Origin of the sequence: Pleomorphomonas diazotrophica (genome assembly GCF_002844595.1) — a bacterium.
Classification (GTDB): Bacteria; Pseudomonadota; Alphaproteobacteria; order Rhizobiales; family Pleomorphomonadaceae; genus Pleomorphomonas; species Pleomorphomonas diazotrophica.
In genome coordinates this window covers 83,022-99,929 of sequence record NZ_PJNW01000011.1, presented here as the reverse complement: position 1 = coordinate 99,929, position 16,908 = coordinate 83,022, and the positions used below count along the sequence as shown (strand labels likewise).

12 protein-coding genes are annotated in these 16,908 nt (G+C 66.3%); 7 read left to right on the top strand and 5 right to left on the bottom strand.

Going from position 1 to position 16,908, the window contains the following annotated elements:
* Positions 1–31 precede the first annotated feature (31 nt).
* Positions 32–889: a 3-deoxy-8-phosphooctulonate synthase gene (kdsA, locus tag CXZ10_RS13820; protein ID WP_101289931.1), complete on the top strand. Its 858-nt coding sequence runs from the start codon at positions 32–34 to the stop codon at positions 887–889.
* On the opposite strand, the gene CXZ10_RS13815 is transcribed toward kdsA, so the two are convergent.
* The 3 genes from CXZ10_RS13815 to CXZ10_RS13805 form a co-directional block, all read right to left on the bottom strand.
* Complete coding sequence (locus CXZ10_RS13815) at positions 883–3,393, bottom strand: ATP-binding protein (RefSeq protein WP_101289930.1); 2,511 nt, start codon at positions 3,391–3,393, stop codon at positions 883–885. The genes kdsA and CXZ10_RS13815 overlap by 7 nt on opposite strands.
* Before the next feature lie 75 nt (positions 3,394–3,468).
* Positions 3,469–4,518, bottom strand: coding sequence for an HD domain-containing phosphohydrolase (locus CXZ10_RS13810; RefSeq protein WP_180335994.1), 1,050 nt, complete (start codon positions 4,516–4,518; stop codon positions 3,469–3,471).
* Between the two features lie 545 nt (positions 4,519–5,063).
* Positions 5,064–7,505 (bottom strand): beta-glucosidase H, encoded by a 2,442-nt coding sequence (locus CXZ10_RS13805; RefSeq protein WP_101290121.1) that lies wholly within the window; start codon positions 7,503–7,505, stop codon positions 5,064–5,066.
* Between the two features lie 205 nt (positions 7,506–7,710).
* On the opposite strand from CXZ10_RS13805, the gene xylB reads away from it, so the two are divergent.
* Complete coding sequence (gene xylB / locus CXZ10_RS13800) at positions 7,711–9,189, top strand: xylulokinase (protein WP_101289928.1); 1,479 nt, start codon at positions 7,711–7,713, stop codon at positions 9,187–9,189.
* Between the two features lie 9 nt (positions 9,190–9,198).
* Here the strand turns inward: xylB and rbsK are convergent, their stop codons facing one another.
* Positions 9,199–10,131, bottom strand: a complete 933-nt coding sequence (rbsK, locus tag CXZ10_RS13795; protein WP_101289927.1) for a ribokinase — start codon at positions 10,129–10,131, stop codon at positions 9,199–9,201.
* Positions 10,132–10,223: 92 nt separating this feature from the next.
* Positions 10,224–10,676 (bottom strand): RbsD/FucU family protein, encoded by a 453-nt coding sequence (locus CXZ10_RS13790; RefSeq protein ID WP_101289926.1) that lies wholly within the window; start codon positions 10,674–10,676, stop codon positions 10,224–10,226.
* A gap of 289 nt (positions 10,677–10,965) precedes the next feature.
* On the opposite strand from CXZ10_RS13790, the gene CXZ10_RS13785 reads away from it, so the two are divergent.
* From CXZ10_RS13785 to CXZ10_RS13765, 5 genes are all read left to right on the top strand, one after another.
* A complete protein-coding gene (locus tag CXZ10_RS13785; RefSeq protein ID WP_101289925.1) occupies positions 10,966–12,606 on the top strand; it encodes a hypothetical protein in 1,641 nt (546 codons plus the stop codon).
* A 68-nt stretch (positions 12,607–12,674) separates the two neighbouring features.
* Positions 12,675–13,424 (top strand): RluA family pseudouridine synthase, encoded by a 750-nt coding sequence (locus tag CXZ10_RS13780; protein ID WP_101289924.1) that lies wholly within the window; start codon positions 12,675–12,677, stop codon positions 13,422–13,424.
* Between the two features lie 45 nt (positions 13,425–13,469).
* On the top strand, positions 13,470–14,924 hold the full coding sequence (locus CXZ10_RS13775) for an NAD-dependent succinate-semialdehyde dehydrogenase (protein WP_101289923.1): 1,455 nt from the start codon (positions 13,470–13,472) through the stop codon (positions 14,922–14,924).
* Positions 14,925–15,255: 331 nt separating this feature from the next.
* Complete coding sequence (locus tag CXZ10_RS13770; RefSeq protein ID WP_101289922.1) at positions 15,256–16,125, top strand: glucosamine kinase nucleotide-binding domain-containing protein; 870 nt, start codon at positions 15,256–15,258, stop codon at positions 16,123–16,125.
* Positions 16,122–16,904 (top strand): GntR family transcriptional regulator, encoded by a 783-nt coding sequence (locus CXZ10_RS13765; RefSeq protein WP_101289921.1) that lies wholly within the window; start codon positions 16,122–16,124, stop codon positions 16,902–16,904. The genes CXZ10_RS13770 and CXZ10_RS13765 overlap by 4 nt, the downstream gene beginning before the upstream one ends.
* The last annotated feature ends 4 nt before the right edge of the window (positions 16,905–16,908 follow it).

Below are 16,908 nucleotides of genomic sequence, written 5' to 3'. Positions count from 1 at the left end.
GGGCGCCCTCCTTCCGCAAAAGGGTCCGTCCATGGCCGTCGCCACGCCGCAAAAAGCCGTCACCGTCGGCTCCGTCACCTTCGACAACAATGCTCCCTTCGTGCTGATCGCCGGCCCTTGCCAGATCGAGAGTCGGGAGCACGCGTTGAAGATCGCCGCCTTCCTGTCGGAGACCGCCAAGGCGGCCGGTGTGCCCTTCGTGTTCAAAGCCTCCTACGACAAGGCCAATCGCACCTCGCTCAAGGGAACGCGGGGCGTCGGCATCGAGGCGGGCCTCTCCATCCTTGCCGAGGTGAGAGATCGCCTGGGATGTCCCGTGCTCACCGATGTCCACGACATCGAGCAGACCCGCCGGGCGGGCGAGGTCGTGGACATCCTTCAAATCCCGGCTTTCCTGTGCCGGCAGACCGATCTCTTGCTCGCCGCCGGCGAGACCGGCAAGGCCGTCAACATCAAGAAGGGGCAGTTCCTGGCGCCGTGGGACATGCAGAACGTGGCCGACAAGGTGGCTTCGACCGGCAACGACCGCGTGCTCTTGACCGATCGCGGCACATCCTTCGGCTATGGCGCGCTGATCACCGATTTCCGCGGGCTGCCGACCATGGCCGAAACCGGCTACCCCGTGGTTTTCGACGCCACCCATTCTGTACAGGAGCCCGGTGGCCGTGGCTCGTCGTCCGGTGGAAAGCGCGTCTTCGCGCCCGCACTCGCGCGGGCGGCGGTGGCGGTGGGGTGTGCGGCGGTGTTCGTCGAAGCCCATGACGACCCCGACAACGCACCGTCGGACGGACCGAACATGCTGCCGCTGCCGTGGATCGCGCCGCTGCTCTCCGACCTCAAGGCGCTCGATGCCGTCGCCAAGGGCCGGACGCTCACCGAGGCCTACTGAGCAGCCAACGCCTCGTTGGCTCGGGATGCCTTCGCGAACTCGGCCTTGAGGCCGGCGACCACGCTGCCAGCGCTGGCGATGGTCATCATCAGCTTGCCGAGCGCGCCGACATCCGGGTCCGGCAGTTCGGCCATCAACGCCGCCGCCTGCCGCGACAGGTCGTCGAAGCCGACGTTGGCGGAGGCGCCCTTCAGCGTATGCAGGCTGCGCTTGGCAAGTTCGGTGTCGCCGCGTTCGAGCGCCGCCGAGAGGTCGGCAAGCAGGCTCGCCACGTCGGTGGCAAAGGAGTCGAGCAGGAAGGCCGTGTCGTCGGGTCCGAGTTCGCGCAGGAGCGCGTCGATCCGGCGGCGATTGACAGTTTCGCCACGCGCCGCATCGGCATGGGAAGCCGGTCGCGTTATCGGCAGCTTGCCTTCGGGCAGGGCCGCGAGGACCGCCAGCAGATCGTCCCGCTCGACGGGCTTGGGCAGGAAGCCGGTCATGCCGGCCTTGCGGCATGCTTCGCGGTCGGCGGCAAAGGCGTTGGCGGTCATGGCGACGATCGGCACGTTGCGGCCGCGCCCGCTCGACCGGCGGATGGCGCGTGTCGCCTCAAGGCCGTCCATCACCGGCATCTGCATGTCCATGAACACGATGTCGAAGTCGCGGGCATTGACCATGGCCAGCGCTTCGGCGCCATTCTCGGCCAGCGCCGCGTCGATGCCGAGGCGCGCGAGCAGGCGGAGCGCCACTTGCTGGTTGATGCGGTTGTCCTCGACCACCAGCACTCTCAGCCCCTTTGGCACGGTCGCCTCTTCGCCCGTGGCGCGGCGCTTGTCCTCCGTCGCCAGGCTGCCGGCGATCGAGGCGGCAACGATGGCCGGCGTCAGCGTGTTGGCGGGGCGGGCCGGCTTGCCGGCGACCCGAGGCGCCGTTTGCGAGAAGGCGATGTCGAGCCGGGCGCGTTGATGATCGGGGGGCAGCGTCGTCACGGTGATCGCAACGTCGGCCTCGGTTTCGGCGTCCGTCACGCCGGCGCCAAAATAGGCGAAGGTGGCGGCGATCGCCGCCGCTTCAGCCGGAGAGCGGCCTTTCACCCAGATCGAGGCGCCATGCAGCGGGGCAGGGTCGATCTCGGCTGCGGCGGCGCGTTCGAGCGGCAGCTCGAAGAAGAAGGTGGAACCACGTCCTTCCCGGCTGGTGACGCCGATGGTCCCGCCCAATCCCTCGACGATGCGCCGGCTGATGGCCAACCCGAGGCCGGTGCCGCCGAAGCGGCGGGTGATCGAGGCGTCGACCTGCGAGAACTCCTTGAACAGGCGCTTCTGCCCTTCCTCGGAAATGCCGGTGCCGGTGTCCTCCACCTCGAAGCGCAGGATCGGATGATCCCCGTCGCTCACTTCGCGGATCCGAACGGCAATCAGGCCGCTTTCGGTGAACTTGACGGCATTGGACAGGAAGTTGATCAGCACCTGGCGGACGCGCGTCGGATCGCCCGAGTAGCGGGCGCTCATGGCGATCTCCGGCGCCAGCACGGCGACGAGGCCCTTCTCGCGGACGGAAGCCTCCACCATGGACATTGCCGCCTCGGCGGTGCCCACCGGATCGAACACCACGCGGTCGACGTCGAAGGAGCCGGCCTCCAGCTTGGAAAAGTCGAGGATATCGTTGACCAGTGCGATCAGGCTGCGGCCGCAGGCTTCGATGTTGGTGGCAAAGCCCCGCTGCTCAGGGTCGAGCTGCGTGTCCTTGAGAAGATGGGCCATTCCGAGCACGCCGTTGATCGGCGTACGGATCTCATGGCTCATGGTGGCAAGAAACGCTGATTTCGCCTGATTGGCCGCCTCGGCGGCCGCCACGGCCTCTTTGAGCTCGGCTGCCATTGCTTCGAGACGCAGTCTGGAACTCCAGATCTCTCGGATCTGTCGGATCAGACTGAAGATGAAGATGCACATGGACAGCGTCAATGCGCCGACCAGCACCACCAGCACCCGATATAGCTTCTCACGGAGCGCCCGTTCTTCGGAACGAGCCATTGTTTCCGCCGCTTCGGCGAAGGCAGCCAGTCGGGAGGTGATGGCGGGGAGATCACTGAGGCGGCTGGCCAGGGCATCGAGAGCCTGCCTGTCGACCGTCGGTGTGCTGGCCAGACGATCGACGATAGACCGCGCGCCAACGACGATTTCGGTCACCGATCCGACGTCTATGCGGTCGGGCATCGCTGCTGCAAAGTCGCGCGTGGCGGCGCCAAACAGCACAAAGCGGGCCGTGACCGTCTGGACCGTGGCCTCCGAAGGAGCCAGTCTGGCCGTCTCCACCGATCGCAGCAGCTTTTCGGCCGCCCTGTCGAGCCGATAGGCGGTGGCAAGCGTGCGCGTCTCCTCAAGGTCGGTCACATCCGCCTGTTGTCGGATCAGGATCGTGAAGACGGCAACGGCCGAAACAAGGAACAGGAAGCCGACGACGACATAGAGCAAGGCGCCCCTGAGCGGACGGTCTTGTACCGTAGTCTTTCCGGCGCGCATTCCGGCCCCGGGTCCGGCTGAAGGGGTGGTGGTCGTCGTCACGATGGATCTGTCCGGCAAAAGGCGGCAGGGAGGTCAGGCGGCAAATCCGAGGGGTCCGCCGGCCTGTTCCCGGATCTTCAGGATGCGGAAGTAGCGGAGCGAGAAGGCTCTAGCCACCTCGGGATCGAACTGCTGCCCGGCCTTGTCAGCGATGTAGCGAGCGGCGTCTTCGGCCGTCCAGGCGGCCTTGTAGGGTCGCTCGGATGTCAGCGCGTCGAATACGTCGGCGACGGCGACGATACGTCCGGCCAGCGGGATCGCCGATTCCTTGAGGCCGCGCGGGTAGCCGCTGCCGTCCCAGAACTCGTGATGCGTCTCGGCAATCTCGGCGGCGAGGCGGATGACGGGCGACCGTGATCCTTCGAGAATCTGGCCGCCGATCAGCGTATGCGCCTGCATCCGCTGGCGCTCTTCTGTCGTGTAGGGCCCTGTCTTGTAGAGCAGATCATCGGACAGGCCGAGCTTGCCGATGTCATGCATCAGCGAGGCGATGTAGAGGTCCTGGCAATAGGCTTGGCTCTGGCCAAGCTCCTCGGCGAGTTCGCGGGCCGTGCGGGCGACGCGTACGAGATGGCTGCCGATCGAGGGGTCACGGCGCTCGACGGCTCGCGCAAGCCGCAGGATGACCTCCTCTTCGAGGCCCAGTCGGTCGTAAGTCGCCTTCTGCACTTCGGTCTGCAGCCAGTCGGCACGGTCCCTGAGCTTGTTCTGCATCTCGCGCAGCATGGCGAGGTTGCGGAGCCGCGCCTTGGCCTCGGCCATGTCGACCGGCTTGGTGAGGAAGTCGGTGGCGCCGGCCTCAAGCGCGGCGTAGCAGATTTCCCGCTGGTCGACGGTGGTGACCATGACGATGGGCACGTCGACGTAGTCGGGAAGGCTGCGCACCTCGCGGATGAGCGTCAACCCGTCGATCCCCGGCATCATGTAGTCGACGATGATCAGATCGAAGCGGGTCCGGCGGGCCTCGTCGAGCGCCTGCAAGGGGTCGCGGAACGACTGTACATCGGCAATGCCGGAGCTCTGCGCCAATTTGCCGAGCATGAACAGATTACTTGGGTTGTCGTCGACCAGAAGGAGCTTCATGACGGTTTCCATGCGGATTTTCTGCAGGACAACGTATCCGGGAAACGTGAAACTTCAGAAAATGAGCATGAGAAACGCGTTATGAACCTGACAATGGCCCATTTGATCGAAGCTGTAAGGAAAGTATTATCTATATAGCCGCCCGGAGGCCGGAATTTAGGCAAATTGCCGGAGGTAAGCTTGATGCCCTCTATCTGGCATTGTCAGAAATAACAGGGATCTGCGGGTCTCGTTCACGACTTGTCAAGACTTGGCTCCGAGGCGCCGATTGCCGCTGGCGCCCCCTCGGCGACCGGGGCATAACGTCAGCATCGAGCCGACGGAAACCCAGCTCACTTTCCGAAAGCACGCCTCTCGGTCACTGCGACAACAAGGTTGCAGACTTACCACCCCGGACATGGCCTAGCCACGTCCGGGTTTTTCTTTTTGCCTAGAGCATCATCCGACCGGAGTGAAACGAGGATCGGCAAGATGATGCTTCACAGACAAGAATCTAGAGCGTCGATCTTGTTCAGTCAGATCGAACGGCGCTCTGGATGACGGTCTCAGTCTTGGAAGCGAGCGCGCACACCCTCGACGATTTCGCGTGTCACTTCAATGTCGATACCGCCGCGCGGCGCAGCCGACGATGCCGCGGCAATCAGCCTGTAGCGCCCCTTCTCAGCGACGAAGGCGTTCCGTTCGGCATCGAAATAGGAGAAGGCGCGGGCGGATAGCGTCATCGTGGCATCCACTGTCTCGCCCGGTGCGAGATGGAGCTTGGCAAACGCCCTGAGCTCCTTGGCCGGCCGTTCGACCCGCGAGGCCGGCGGCGCGACGTAGAGCTGGACGACCTCCGATCCGGGCCGTGCACCGCTGTTGGACACCCGCACCCGAACCGTAATGACACCCTCGCCGTCGAAGTTCGGCCGATCCACGGTCGGCGCCTGCCAGTCGAAGCTGGTGTAGCTGAGGCCGTGGCCGAACGGGAACAGCGGTTCAATGCCGGCCTTTTCATAGTGCCGATAGCCGACGAACACGCCGTCGCGATAGGCCACGTGGCCGTCCCGGCCGGGGTAGGTCAGCGAATCGCCGGTTTCGACCGGCGTATCGGCGAGGCGGTGCGGGAAGGTCTGGGCGAGCCGGCCGCCCGGCTCGGCGGCACCCGTCAGGACGTCGGCGATGGCGTTGCCGGCTTCCTGGCCCGGATACCAGGCCTCGATCACCGCCCGCACCTTGTCGAGCCAGGGCATGACCACGGGGCCGCCGGTTTGCAGCACGACGACGGTATTGGCGTTGGCGGCCGCGACGGCGGCGATCAGCTCGTCCTGACGGCCCGGCAGATCGAGGCCGGGCAGGTCGTTGCCCTCGGTGTCCCACTCGCCGGACCGGCCGGCGTAGACGATGGCGATATCCGAGGCGCGAGCCAGTTCGACGGCTTCGGCGAAGGCCTTGTCGCCGAGCGGCACCGCGACGCCGACCCGGATGGCCTTGAAGTTGAGGGCGGTGGCCTGCACGAAGCGGTATTCGACGACTACGTCGACCGTGCGCCCGGCTTCGAGTGCGATGGTGCCGCGCGCCTCGCGGTTGCCGCACTCGAAATAATTGTCGCCCGGCGCCCAGTGGTCCCGGATATCCACCACGGTCCGCCCGTCGACCAAGAGACGACTCGGCCCCACGCTGACGAGGCCGAACACGTGTTCTGCCGTTTCCGACGGCGTGAAGCGGGTGGTGGCCCTCAGCGAAAAGTCGGCGTCAGCGACACTCGGCGCCACCGCGTTGAACCACATCACCTCGCCGAGCGGATGGCTCTGATGCTCGACGACGGGGCCGGTCAGGTCGGGCCGGCCATAGACGTCCACCTCGAACGGCCCCGAAATCAGCGGCATCAGGCGATTGGCGGTAACGCCGGCGCCCGTCCGGAGTTGGTTTTCTGAGGTCAGGGAGCGGAGGCCGCTGGCCGGCGAAATGGCATAGTGGGGATTGAGTTGGGCGCTGCCGCCACCCATGATCTGCGCCGTCTCGGCATTGGGACCGATGGCCGCGATTGTCCGGCCGGAGAGATCGAGCGGCAGGATGCCGTCGTTCTTGAGGAGCACGATGGCTTCCGCGCCGGCCCGGCGGATCAGCGCCCGGTGCGTCGGTTTGTCGATGGCCTGCTCGGCCGGAATGTCGGGCGCCTCGAAGCCGCCGACCCGCTCGATCAGTCTCAGAACGCGCCGGGCGGCATCGCGCACTTTCTCCGCAGTAATGTCCCCGGCCCGCACGGCGGCGACCAGCTTGTCGCCGCGATCGCGCGTCGGACCGGGCATTTCGAGATCGAGACCGGCTTCGACGGTCGGCACCGTCGAATGCGAGCCGAACCAGTCGGACATGACGAGGCCGGTAAATCCCCACTCGTCCTTGAGAAGATCGCCGAGCAGCGTCTTGTGCTCGGATGTGAAGGTGCCGTTGAGGCGGTTGTAGGAGCTCATCACCGCGAAGGCACCGGCCGTCTTTACCGCCGCCTCGAAGGGCGGCAGGTAGATCTCGCGCAATGCCCGGTCGTCGATGTCCGAACTCATGGTGGTACGTTGGATTTCCGATTCGTTGCCGACGAAATGCTTGACAGTGGCACCTACCCCGCCCTTCTGCAGGCCGGTGACATAAGCGGTGGCGAGCGTCGCCGTGACGCACGGGTCTTCCGAATAGCACTCGAAGTTGCGGCCGTTGACGGCGGAGCGCTGGATGTTGACGGTGGGGGCGAGCAGCACGGAAGCCCCCTTTGACCGGGCTTCCTCGGCAAGCGCCCCGCCGATCTCCTCGACCAGGGCCGGGTTCCAGCTTGCTCCCAAGGCGATGCCGACAGGAAAGCTCGCCGCCTTGACGCCGCCGATCAGCGAGCCGCCGCCACGGGCGCCGTTCGGCCCGTCCGACAGTTTGATGGCGGGGATGCCGAGCCGCGGTATCGCCACCGTCGTCCAGAAGTCGGCGCCGGCGAGCAGCGACACCTGCTCCTCCAGAGTCATTGCATCAAGGAGCGCTTCGATATCCCGTTCCGTCACGTCAATCTCCCAACATGAAACGATACAATGAGCCTCCTTAGCACGTCTTGGGTGAAGCCGCGAGCCGACACTCGGATGAGCTTCGTCACCTCGACCAACGGCCAACGGGACGGGGCTGGTGGCTTTCGACACGGCGGTCTAGACCAGAGCCGAAGGACGGGAGGCTGCTGTGGCGGAAGGTGATTGTTTTCTGGGGATCGACATTGGAACCTCGGCGGTAAAGACGCTCATTGTCGATTCCCTTGAGCGGCCGGTGGCTGGGGCCGAAGTGGCGCTCACCACGGAAAGGCCGGCTCCGGGCTGGTCCGAGCAGCATCCCGATCTCTGGTGGCAGGCCGTACGGCGGGCGCTTGCCGAAATGTCCGCTTCCGTGCCGGGCGTGCTCGGGCGCGTCGCGGCCGTCGGGCTCTCCGGCCAGATGCACGGGGCGGTGCTGGTGGGCGAGGATGACAGGCCGCTCCGGCCGGCCATCCTCTGGAACGACGGGCGGGCGGCGGCCGAGGCGGCTGCGCTCAATGCGGCGATGCCGGATCTTGGAGAGATCGCCGGCGTGCCCGCCATGGCTGGCTTCCTGGCTCCCAAGATCGCCTGGTTGCGCGCCCATGAGCCGGAGACTCTTGCAAGTACCAAGCAGATATTGCTGCCGAAGGACTGGATACGTTTTCTTCTGACGGGCGAGTTTGCCACTGACATGTGCGACGCCGCCGGCAGCCTTTTGCTCGACGAAACACGGCGGCAATGGTCGACAGCCATCGTCGCGGCTGTCGGGCTTGAGCCCGGTCAGTTGCCGCGCCTCCTGGAAGGCCCGGATATTTCGGGCCGGGTCACCGCGTCTGCGGCTGAAGCCACCGGGCTTCCTCAGGGCATCCCGGTCGTCGCCGGTGCCGGCGACGCGGCGGCGGCCGGTATCGGCATTGGCGCGATCGAAGAGGGCGACGCGTTCATCTCACTCGGCACGTCGAGCCAGTTGTTTCTGACGACGGCCAGTTACCGGCCCAATCCCGGCGCGCTGGTGCACGCCTTCGCCCACGCCCTGCCGAACCGCTGGTTCCAGATGGCGGCCATGCTGAACGGCGCCTCGGTGATGGCCTGGACCGCTGGCGTCACCGGGATGACCGATCTTGGCGCGGCACTCGAGGCCGTGGCGACGCGTGGCCGGGCCATTTCACCGGTCACCTTCCTGCCCTACCTTCAGGGTGAACGGACGCCGCACGACGATCCGGCGGCGCGAGGCGTGTTCTTTGGCATGGATGGCGGCGCCGATGGCCTCGATCTTCTGCAGGCAGCCGTCGAGGGCATGGCTTTTACACTGGTCGACGCGGTGGCGGCCCTGGAGACTGCCGGCCCGGTGCCGGAGACGCTCGCCGCCGTCGGCGGCGGCAGCCGGGGACGCTTCGTCGTGGAGGTGGTGGCGAGCGCTCTTGGCCGGCCGATCCGGCGCTATGCCGTCGGCGAACGCGGCCCGGCCTTCGGCGTTGCGCGCCTCGCCCGGTTGGCGGTGACCGGTGAGGCCATCTCCAGCGTCTGCGCCAAGCCGGAACTGCGCGACGTCGTCCTGCCCAACGCCGAGCGGCAGGCGGCGCTCACCGCTCGCCTACCGCTCTATCGCGATCTCTATCGCGCGCTGAAGCCGTTGTTTCCGAGGTAAGGACGACCGTCAGCTTCTGAGAAACGCCTCGATCTCGGCCGCCGTTGGCATCGAGGCGGCGGCACCCCGACGCGTCACTGAGATGCCGGCCGTCGCCGAGCCGTAGCGCGCCGCCTCGACCGGATCGAGCCCCTTGGAAAGCGCTGCCGAGAAGCCGCCGAGGAAGGCATCGCCGGCCCCGGTGGTGTCGATCACCTCGCCGGCCGCCCGCGCGGGCAGATGCACCGACTGCGTGGCGTTGTGCAGCAGCACGCCGTTGCCGCCCAGCGTGATCAGCGCGTTCTTCGCACCCTTGGCGAGAAGCGCGTCGCCGGCCTTGCGGGCATCGTCCACGGTCCCCGGCGCGATGCCGGTCAGCATCGCCGCTTCCGTCTCGTTGGGAGCGATATAGTCGGAGAGCCGATAGATCTCGTCCGGGAAGGCTGTAGCCGGCGCCGGATTGAAGACGGTGATGGTGCCGGCGGCACGGGCAATCTCAAGGCCGCGGAGGGCGGCGTCGACCGGCTGTTCCAACTGCGTCACGAACACCTTCGATGCGGCGATGGTTTCCTTCTCGAGGTCGAGATCGTCGGGTGAAAGGGTGCCGGACGCGCCGGCATAGACGATGATGGCATTCTGGCCATTGGCGTCGTTGACGAAGATGAAGGCCGAGCCGGTCGGATGGCTGTCGATCCGCTGCACGCGAGCGGTGGCGCCCGCCTCGGCCCAGGTCTTGAGGCCGATGTCGCCAAAGGCGTCCTTGCCGATCTTGGTGATGAAGCGGACCTCGCCGCCGGCCCGTGCCGCCGCCACCGCCTGGTTGGATCCCTTGCCGCCCGGCCCCATGACAAAGCCGGAGCCGGCCAGGGTTTCGCCGATGGCCGGCAGGCGAGGGGCAAGGAAGGTGACGTCTACGGCGAAGATGCCAAGGATGGTGACGCCGGATTTTTGGATGTCGGTCATGTCGTTGGTCTCTTGTCGGCTTGCGCAGATGCGATCGGCACCGTCCGCGTCCTCGCGTCAGTCCGACGGCAAGGACACGGCACCGTTCGTCATCAACTCTTCGGCGGAATCACACCCTTGGTGAGCAGGAAGCAGCCATAAAGGCGGCCCTCACCGGTCTGCAACACGGCGAACGACTTCTTCGCAGCTTCGTAGAAGGCAAAGCGTTCGATGCCGCCAAGTCTGAAGGTCGGTCCTTCCGCATCGAAGACTTCCTGCTGGAACTCATGCTGCACATCGGTCCATTTGTCCGGCTCGCCTACCACTTCCATGCGGAAGGCGGCCGTGGGAATGAAAGTGTCGAGCGGCAACACCGACAGCACGGCCCGCGCCGCGCGCGGCGCCGACACGCCATCGAGGCGTAGCGGACGGCCGTAAACGGTCTCCTGGGCGACAGAATGGATGGGGAAGTTGCTGTCGACGATGGCAAGCGTGTCGCCGTGGCCCATGGAAGCCAGGACGTAGAGAAGATCGGGATTGAGCAGCGGATCGATGGCCTTGAGCATGATTCCTCCTGACGCATCCAACTGGAATCGCCGCCCTTTCGGGCGAACGGATGCGTGACGACAAAGTGGTGACGGTCCTCGTTTTGGCGACGCATGCGCCGCATGGGACGTCTTGAGAAGCGCCTCCTGCGCCTCGTTCATCCATAGGACGTCGGCACGGCCTTGTCAGGTCCGCACAGGTACAGTCCTTCAAAATCTTCGACGGAACGGCACTTTCGTCGTCAAGTTAACTGCTCGGAAGACAAATTCGGGCAATAGTCGCGCAACCCCGTCACTGGTCCATATCGTTTTGCCGTTCAGATCCGCTGTTTCCGTCTTTCGTTCGCTGACAAGACCGGTTGCCGCCGGTATCGCCGTCGTCGGCATCCTGCTCATCGCTCTGTCTTTCTTGGCAACGGTCGACTGGCTGAGGCTGTCGGAAGCCCGGCGCTTGGCTGGCGAAGCCGCCTCCGCGGCGGCGCTGGCGGCGGCCAAGACTCCGGATGCGCCCTATGCCTCGGCACGGAGCGCCGCGAAGGCGGTGATGGGGGGCGCCGAGATCATCGTCACGACCGAACAAGGCAAGGCGCTGCCGGGCCCGTCCGGGCTGGCTTTCATCGCCGGTCCGGGACAGGTCGTTCGCGTTACCGTGTCCATGACGGCACGCAGTCTGCTCGGCACGCCGGTTGGCCTGGGTGAAACGACCGTCGGCGCGGAGGCGATGGCATCGCGGGCGGGCGTTGCTGCCCTCACCGAACGGACGACTGCCGTACCGGAGCTTCCGGCGGTGCCGGCGGCCATTGAGGCGCGCTTGTTCGGATCGGCGGGAGCGCTCGCAGCCGACGAGCGAGTCATGCTCGGACGGGTGGCTTTCCGCGTCGCCGATCTCGTGACCGAGCTTGGCCATGTGCTTTCGACCCGTGAGGGTGGCACCGAAGCAGGCGTGGCGGCCGTGGCCGAGGCATCGTTCAAGCCAGCTGAGTTCTTGTCTGCACTTGCCGCGCTTTACCGCGAAAGCGCCAGAACCTCGGCCGAGGCGGCGAAGGTGCTGGATGTCATCAGTCGTCTCGCCGGGGCCGGAGCGACCGACGAGGTGCCCCTTCCCTTCGCCGGTGTCATCAGCCTTGCCGGAGAAGATGCCGATCTGACGCTTGCCGCTCCGCTCAGGCCTTTGGAGTTCATTCAGGCTGTGATGCGGGCCCGCTTGGCGCAGGGAGCCGTCAGCGTCGAGTTGAGATCGCCGGTCACCGGTGTGGACGAGGTAACTCTGACCCTGGAATCGGAAGGAGCCTCGGCATCGGTGCTGATTGGCGGCGAGAATGGCCTTGTGGGCATTCCCAGCATTCGCATCGCTTCTCGCTTCGTCATCGGCGGCCTTTCCATCCCTGGCGCCGGTACGCTGGAGCTGCCACTCGAGGTGAAGCTGAGCTCCGGCGATGCCCGCATCCGGCGCATCGCTTGTGGTCCGAACGGCCCCGAAGTCGCCGTCACCGGCCGGCCGGTGCGAGCAAGTGTGGCGTTTGCTGCCGAGGCGACGGCGTCACCAGCCGGTGCATCCGATTACGTCCGCCTGCTTGCCGCCGGAGGGTTGACGGCCTGGGGCAAAGGACGCTCGGCTTTCGCCGAGGATCCGCCGGTTGATCTGGTGTTTCGGCCTGGAACCGGCGATACCGTCGCCAGCCTGAGGGCGCCCATCGATTTCAGCAACCGGCTGGAGCGGCTGGCCGCCGAGACCCAGGTCCTGGTGTCGCTCGAAGGGACCGGACGGGAAGCCATGTCGGAAGGCGGTGTCCGCGACGAGATAGCCCGACTGATCGCCGGCAGCGTCAAGCCCGTCGAGGCGGTGTTGTCCAGCGTCTTTGCCACCTTCGGCATCGTGCCGGGCAAGATGGACGTGGTCGCCGCCGGCGCCGCCTGTAACACGGCAACCTTGCTCGGCGAGGCGAAATGACTTCGCTTGGGGCGTCCTTCGGGCTATGAAACCGGGACCGGCGCAGCGCCGCGATTCCAGGATCTTTCATGACCGACGACGAGTTGATCGCCCGCATTCTCTATCGTGACGGTTCCCTCCTCATCGTCGACAAGCCGGCCGGCATCCCCGTGCACGCCGGCTTCGGCGGCGGGGAGACGCTCGACCAGCATTTTCCAGCCTTGCAGTTCGGTCTGCCCAATCCGCCGCAGCTCGGCCACCGGCTCGACAAGGACACCTCCGGCTGTCTGGCGCTCGGTCGCCACCGCCGCGCCATTCGGGAACTCGGCGAGATCTTCGCCGGTCAGAAGGCGCAGAAGACCTATCTCGCCGTCGTGCTGGGCCAGTTGCCGGACGACGAGGGACGCGTCGATGCGCCGCTCGCCAAGGTCAGCCATGAAAAACGCTCCTGGTGGATGAAAGTCGATCCGGCCGGCCAGGCTTCGGTCACCGACTACCGGGTCGTCGCGCGAGGCGAGCGGCTGACGGTGGTCGATCTGATGCCGCGCACCGGCCGGACCCACCAGCTGCGCGTTCACATGGCTTACCTCGGCTGCCCCATCGTAGGCGATGGCGTCTATGGCGGAGACGCTGCGCGGGCCGTCGACCGCAGCTTGCATCTTCATGCCCGCGAGTTGGAGCTGCCCTATTATCGCAAGAAGCCGCCGATCCTGGCGCGGGCTCCGGTGCCGCCCCATATGTTGCGCCTGCTTGGCCGTCTTGGGGCCGTCGACGGCGAGGGTGCGCTTCTCCATCTGGCGCCCGTCGCCACACCGGTCGTCGGCGAGGCCGCCACCTGACGCAAGGCCGAGCCGGCCCGGCATCCAGAACGAAAGGCTGCTACCATGACGCTTCAGCTCAAGGACCCCTCGCTTCTCGTGGAAGCCTGCCTGGTCGACGGTGAGTTTGTGGGCACTCCCGCCCTCGATGTGACCGATCCCTCCACCGGCGACGTGGTCGGCCGCGTGCCGCTGACCGACGCGGATGGCACGACGCGGGCCGTCGAGGCGGCCGAACGTGCCCTGCCGGCCTGGAAGCGCCTGCTCGCCAAGGAGCGTTCGCGCCTCCTGCGTCGCTGGTACGAGCTGATGATCGAACACCGCGACGACCTCGCGCTGATCATGACCGCCGAGCAGGGCAAGCCGCTCGCCGAGGCGGCAGGCGAGATCGATTATGCCGCCGGCTATGTCGAATTCTATGCCGAGGAAGCCAAGCGCATCGCCGGCGAGACGCTGCCCTCGCCGAGGGACGGCGCCCGCGTCCTGGTGATCCGCGAGGCGGCCGGTGTCGTCGCCGCCATCACGCCATGGAACTTCCCGGCGGCGATGATCACCCGCAAGGTGGCTCCGGCGCTTGCCGCCGGCTGCACGGCGGTGGTCAAGCCCGCATCCGAAACCCCGCTCACCGCACTGGCGCTCGCTCGTCTCGCGGTCCGCGCCGGCCTGCCGAAGGGTGTGCTCAATGTCGTGACCGGCAAGTCGTCGGTGGTGGGCGACGTGTTGACCAGTCACCCGGCGGTTCGCGTCGTCTCCTTCACCGGCTCGACCGAGGTGGGCAAGAAGCTGATCGTCCAGTGTGCCGGCACGGTCAAGAAGATCTACACCGAGCTCGGCGGCAACGCGCCCTTCATTGTCTTCGACGACGCCGATCTCGACGCGGCCGTCGAAGGCGTGATGATCTCGAAGTTCCGCAACATGGGCCAGACCTGCGTTTGCGCCAACCGCATCTATGCGCAGGCGGGCATTCACGACGCCTTCGTCGAAAAGCTCACCGCCGCCGTGAAAAAGCTGAAGCTCGGCGACGGCCGCGTCCCCGGCGTGACGCAGGGGCCGCTCGTCAATGCCAAGGCGGCGGAGAAGGTCGAGGCGCATGTCGCCGACGCGCTTGCAAAGGGCGCCAAGGTGGCGACCGGCGGCGCCCGATCGCCGCTCGGCGGCAGCTTCTTCGAGCCGACGGTGCTGACCGGCGTCACCGCCGCCATGGCGGTCGCCCGTGAGGAGACCTTCGGACCCCTGGCCCCGGTGTTCCGCTTCGAGACCGAGGAGGAGGCGATCCGGCTCGCCAACGACACCGAGTTCGGTCTCGCGTCCTATTTCTACGCTCGCGACGTCGGTCGAATCTTCCGTGTCGCCGAAGGACTGCAGGCCGGCATGGTCGGCATCAACTCCGGCGCCATCTCCTCGGAACTGGTGCCGTTCGGCGGCGTCAAGGAAAGCGGCAATGGGCGCGAGGGATCGCACCACGGCATCGACGAATATGTTGAGAAAAAATATCTCCTTATCGCCGGTCTCGATCGCTGAGCCGCAAAGCGAGCGAGCCCCGGGCGGATGAAACCAAGCCTATCCGGACTCGCTTTACTGAGCCCAAATTCAACTCTGGACTCCGATACGGACTCTCTTTTGGACTCCAAACCGGACTCTTAAGCCGGACTCAGAACCCGGTCTTCAGACGCTGAAAAACCCGGTCTTCAGACGCTGAAACGGGCAGTATCCGGCCGAACTCGCCGGTCGGTTTGGGCTGCCCGCAGAGATAGTCGTTGATACCGCCGTGAGGCCAGTTGTCAGGCGAGCGGCAACAGGCTTTGTTCGCCTTGAGGCGTGCGGGCGCCTGGATCAAGGCGGTAGCTGAAGCATGGTGCGGTTTCTTCTCGGCATGGATGGCGGTGGCAGCAATGCGCGCGCCCGTCTCACCGACATTGCCGGGCGGCGGCTCGGTGAGGGAACTGGCGGCCCCGCAAATGCGGGTAATAACCTGCAGGGGGCCATCGCTTCGCTCGACGCTGCGGCACACATGGCCCTGTCGACTGCCGGGCTGCCTCGGCACGCTCGATCCGAAATGTTTGCCGTGATTGGGGCGGCTGGTGTCGGAGACGCCAAAGTGGCCGCGCAGCTCGCGGCCGCCCCTTTTGGTTTCCATGGTCTGAAAGTGGTCACCGACGCGGAAATCGCCCTCGAAGGGGCCTTTGCCGGCGGCGATGGAGCCATTCTGATCGTCGGCACCGGCAGTCAAGGCTACGGTCGGATCGGCGAACGGCGATACCGGGTCGGCGGTTGGGGGCCGGCCATCTCCGATGGCGGCTCCGGCGCCGTCATTGGCAGGCACGCAGTGCGCCGGGCGCTTGAGGCGCATGAAGGTCTCGCCGTGTCGTCCGCCATGACCGCGGCAGTTTTCGACAGGTTGGGCGGTTCGGCGGTGATGCTGTCGGCCTTCGGAAAAACCGCCAGTTCGGCCGATTGGGCGGCGCTGGCGCCCCTCGTCTTCGATCACGCCGAAGCTGGCGATCCGGCAGCCGACACGATCGTCGCCGCAGCCACGCTGGAAATCGAGGCGCTGTTCGATCGCCTTCTTACGGAAGGGACGGGGCGGGTAGCTTTGATGGGCGGACTTGCCGCGCGCTATCGAACCAGGCTGTCACCCCGCTTCATCCCCTTTGTTGCCGATCCGATCGGCGACGCCCTCGATGGCGCCCTCGGTCTTGCGCAAAAGGGGGGCGAGCCATGATTGAGCCCTTCACCCGGGTGGTCGGCCAGGATTGGCGTCTAAGGGGCGAAGACGCGCCTCTCTGCCGGCGCCTGGAGCTTGCGCTCAGGACGGCCATTGCCGACGGACGACTTGGCCGAGGCGCGCCGTTGCCCTCGGAGCGGGCGATCGCTGCTGGTCTCTCAATATCGCGCATCACGGTTCGACAGGCGCTAGCGCCCCTCGTCGCCGATGGCCTGGTGACCACGCGGCCGGGCGGCGGCTCCTCCATTGCCGAGCAGGTGTCAGCAGGTCAGGAGGAGAGTCGGCCCTCCGAACCATCCGCTCGGCGCAGGTCGATATTGCGTTCGCATGCCGACGAGTTGGCGGACAAGGGCGAGCCGGTGGAGACCCGCCTGGTCGATCGCCTCACCGGACCACCATCGGCACCGGAGGCGATGACGCTTGGTTTGGGGCCGGGAGAACGCGTGCTACGTCTCTATCGCCTGCATTGCGTCGGCGACCGACCGCGCATTCTGGAGCTGACCACGCTGCCGGCGACAATCGATTCCGACTTGGCCGTGAACTCACCATCACAAGCGTTGGCTGACGCGGGGCTGCCGGCGTCGCGCGGCGTCGAGCGCTTTCGGGCTGTGGCGCTTGGCGCCGTCGAGGCGGGGCTTCTCGAACTGCCGGAAGGAACGCCGGCGATGCGCGTCGAGCGCGTGAGCTACACCGCCGGCGGCCGTGCCGTCGAAATCAGCCGCGCCTTCTGCCGCGGTGACGGCTATGAAGTCGTCACCGAGCTATCGGAAGAATAGGCTC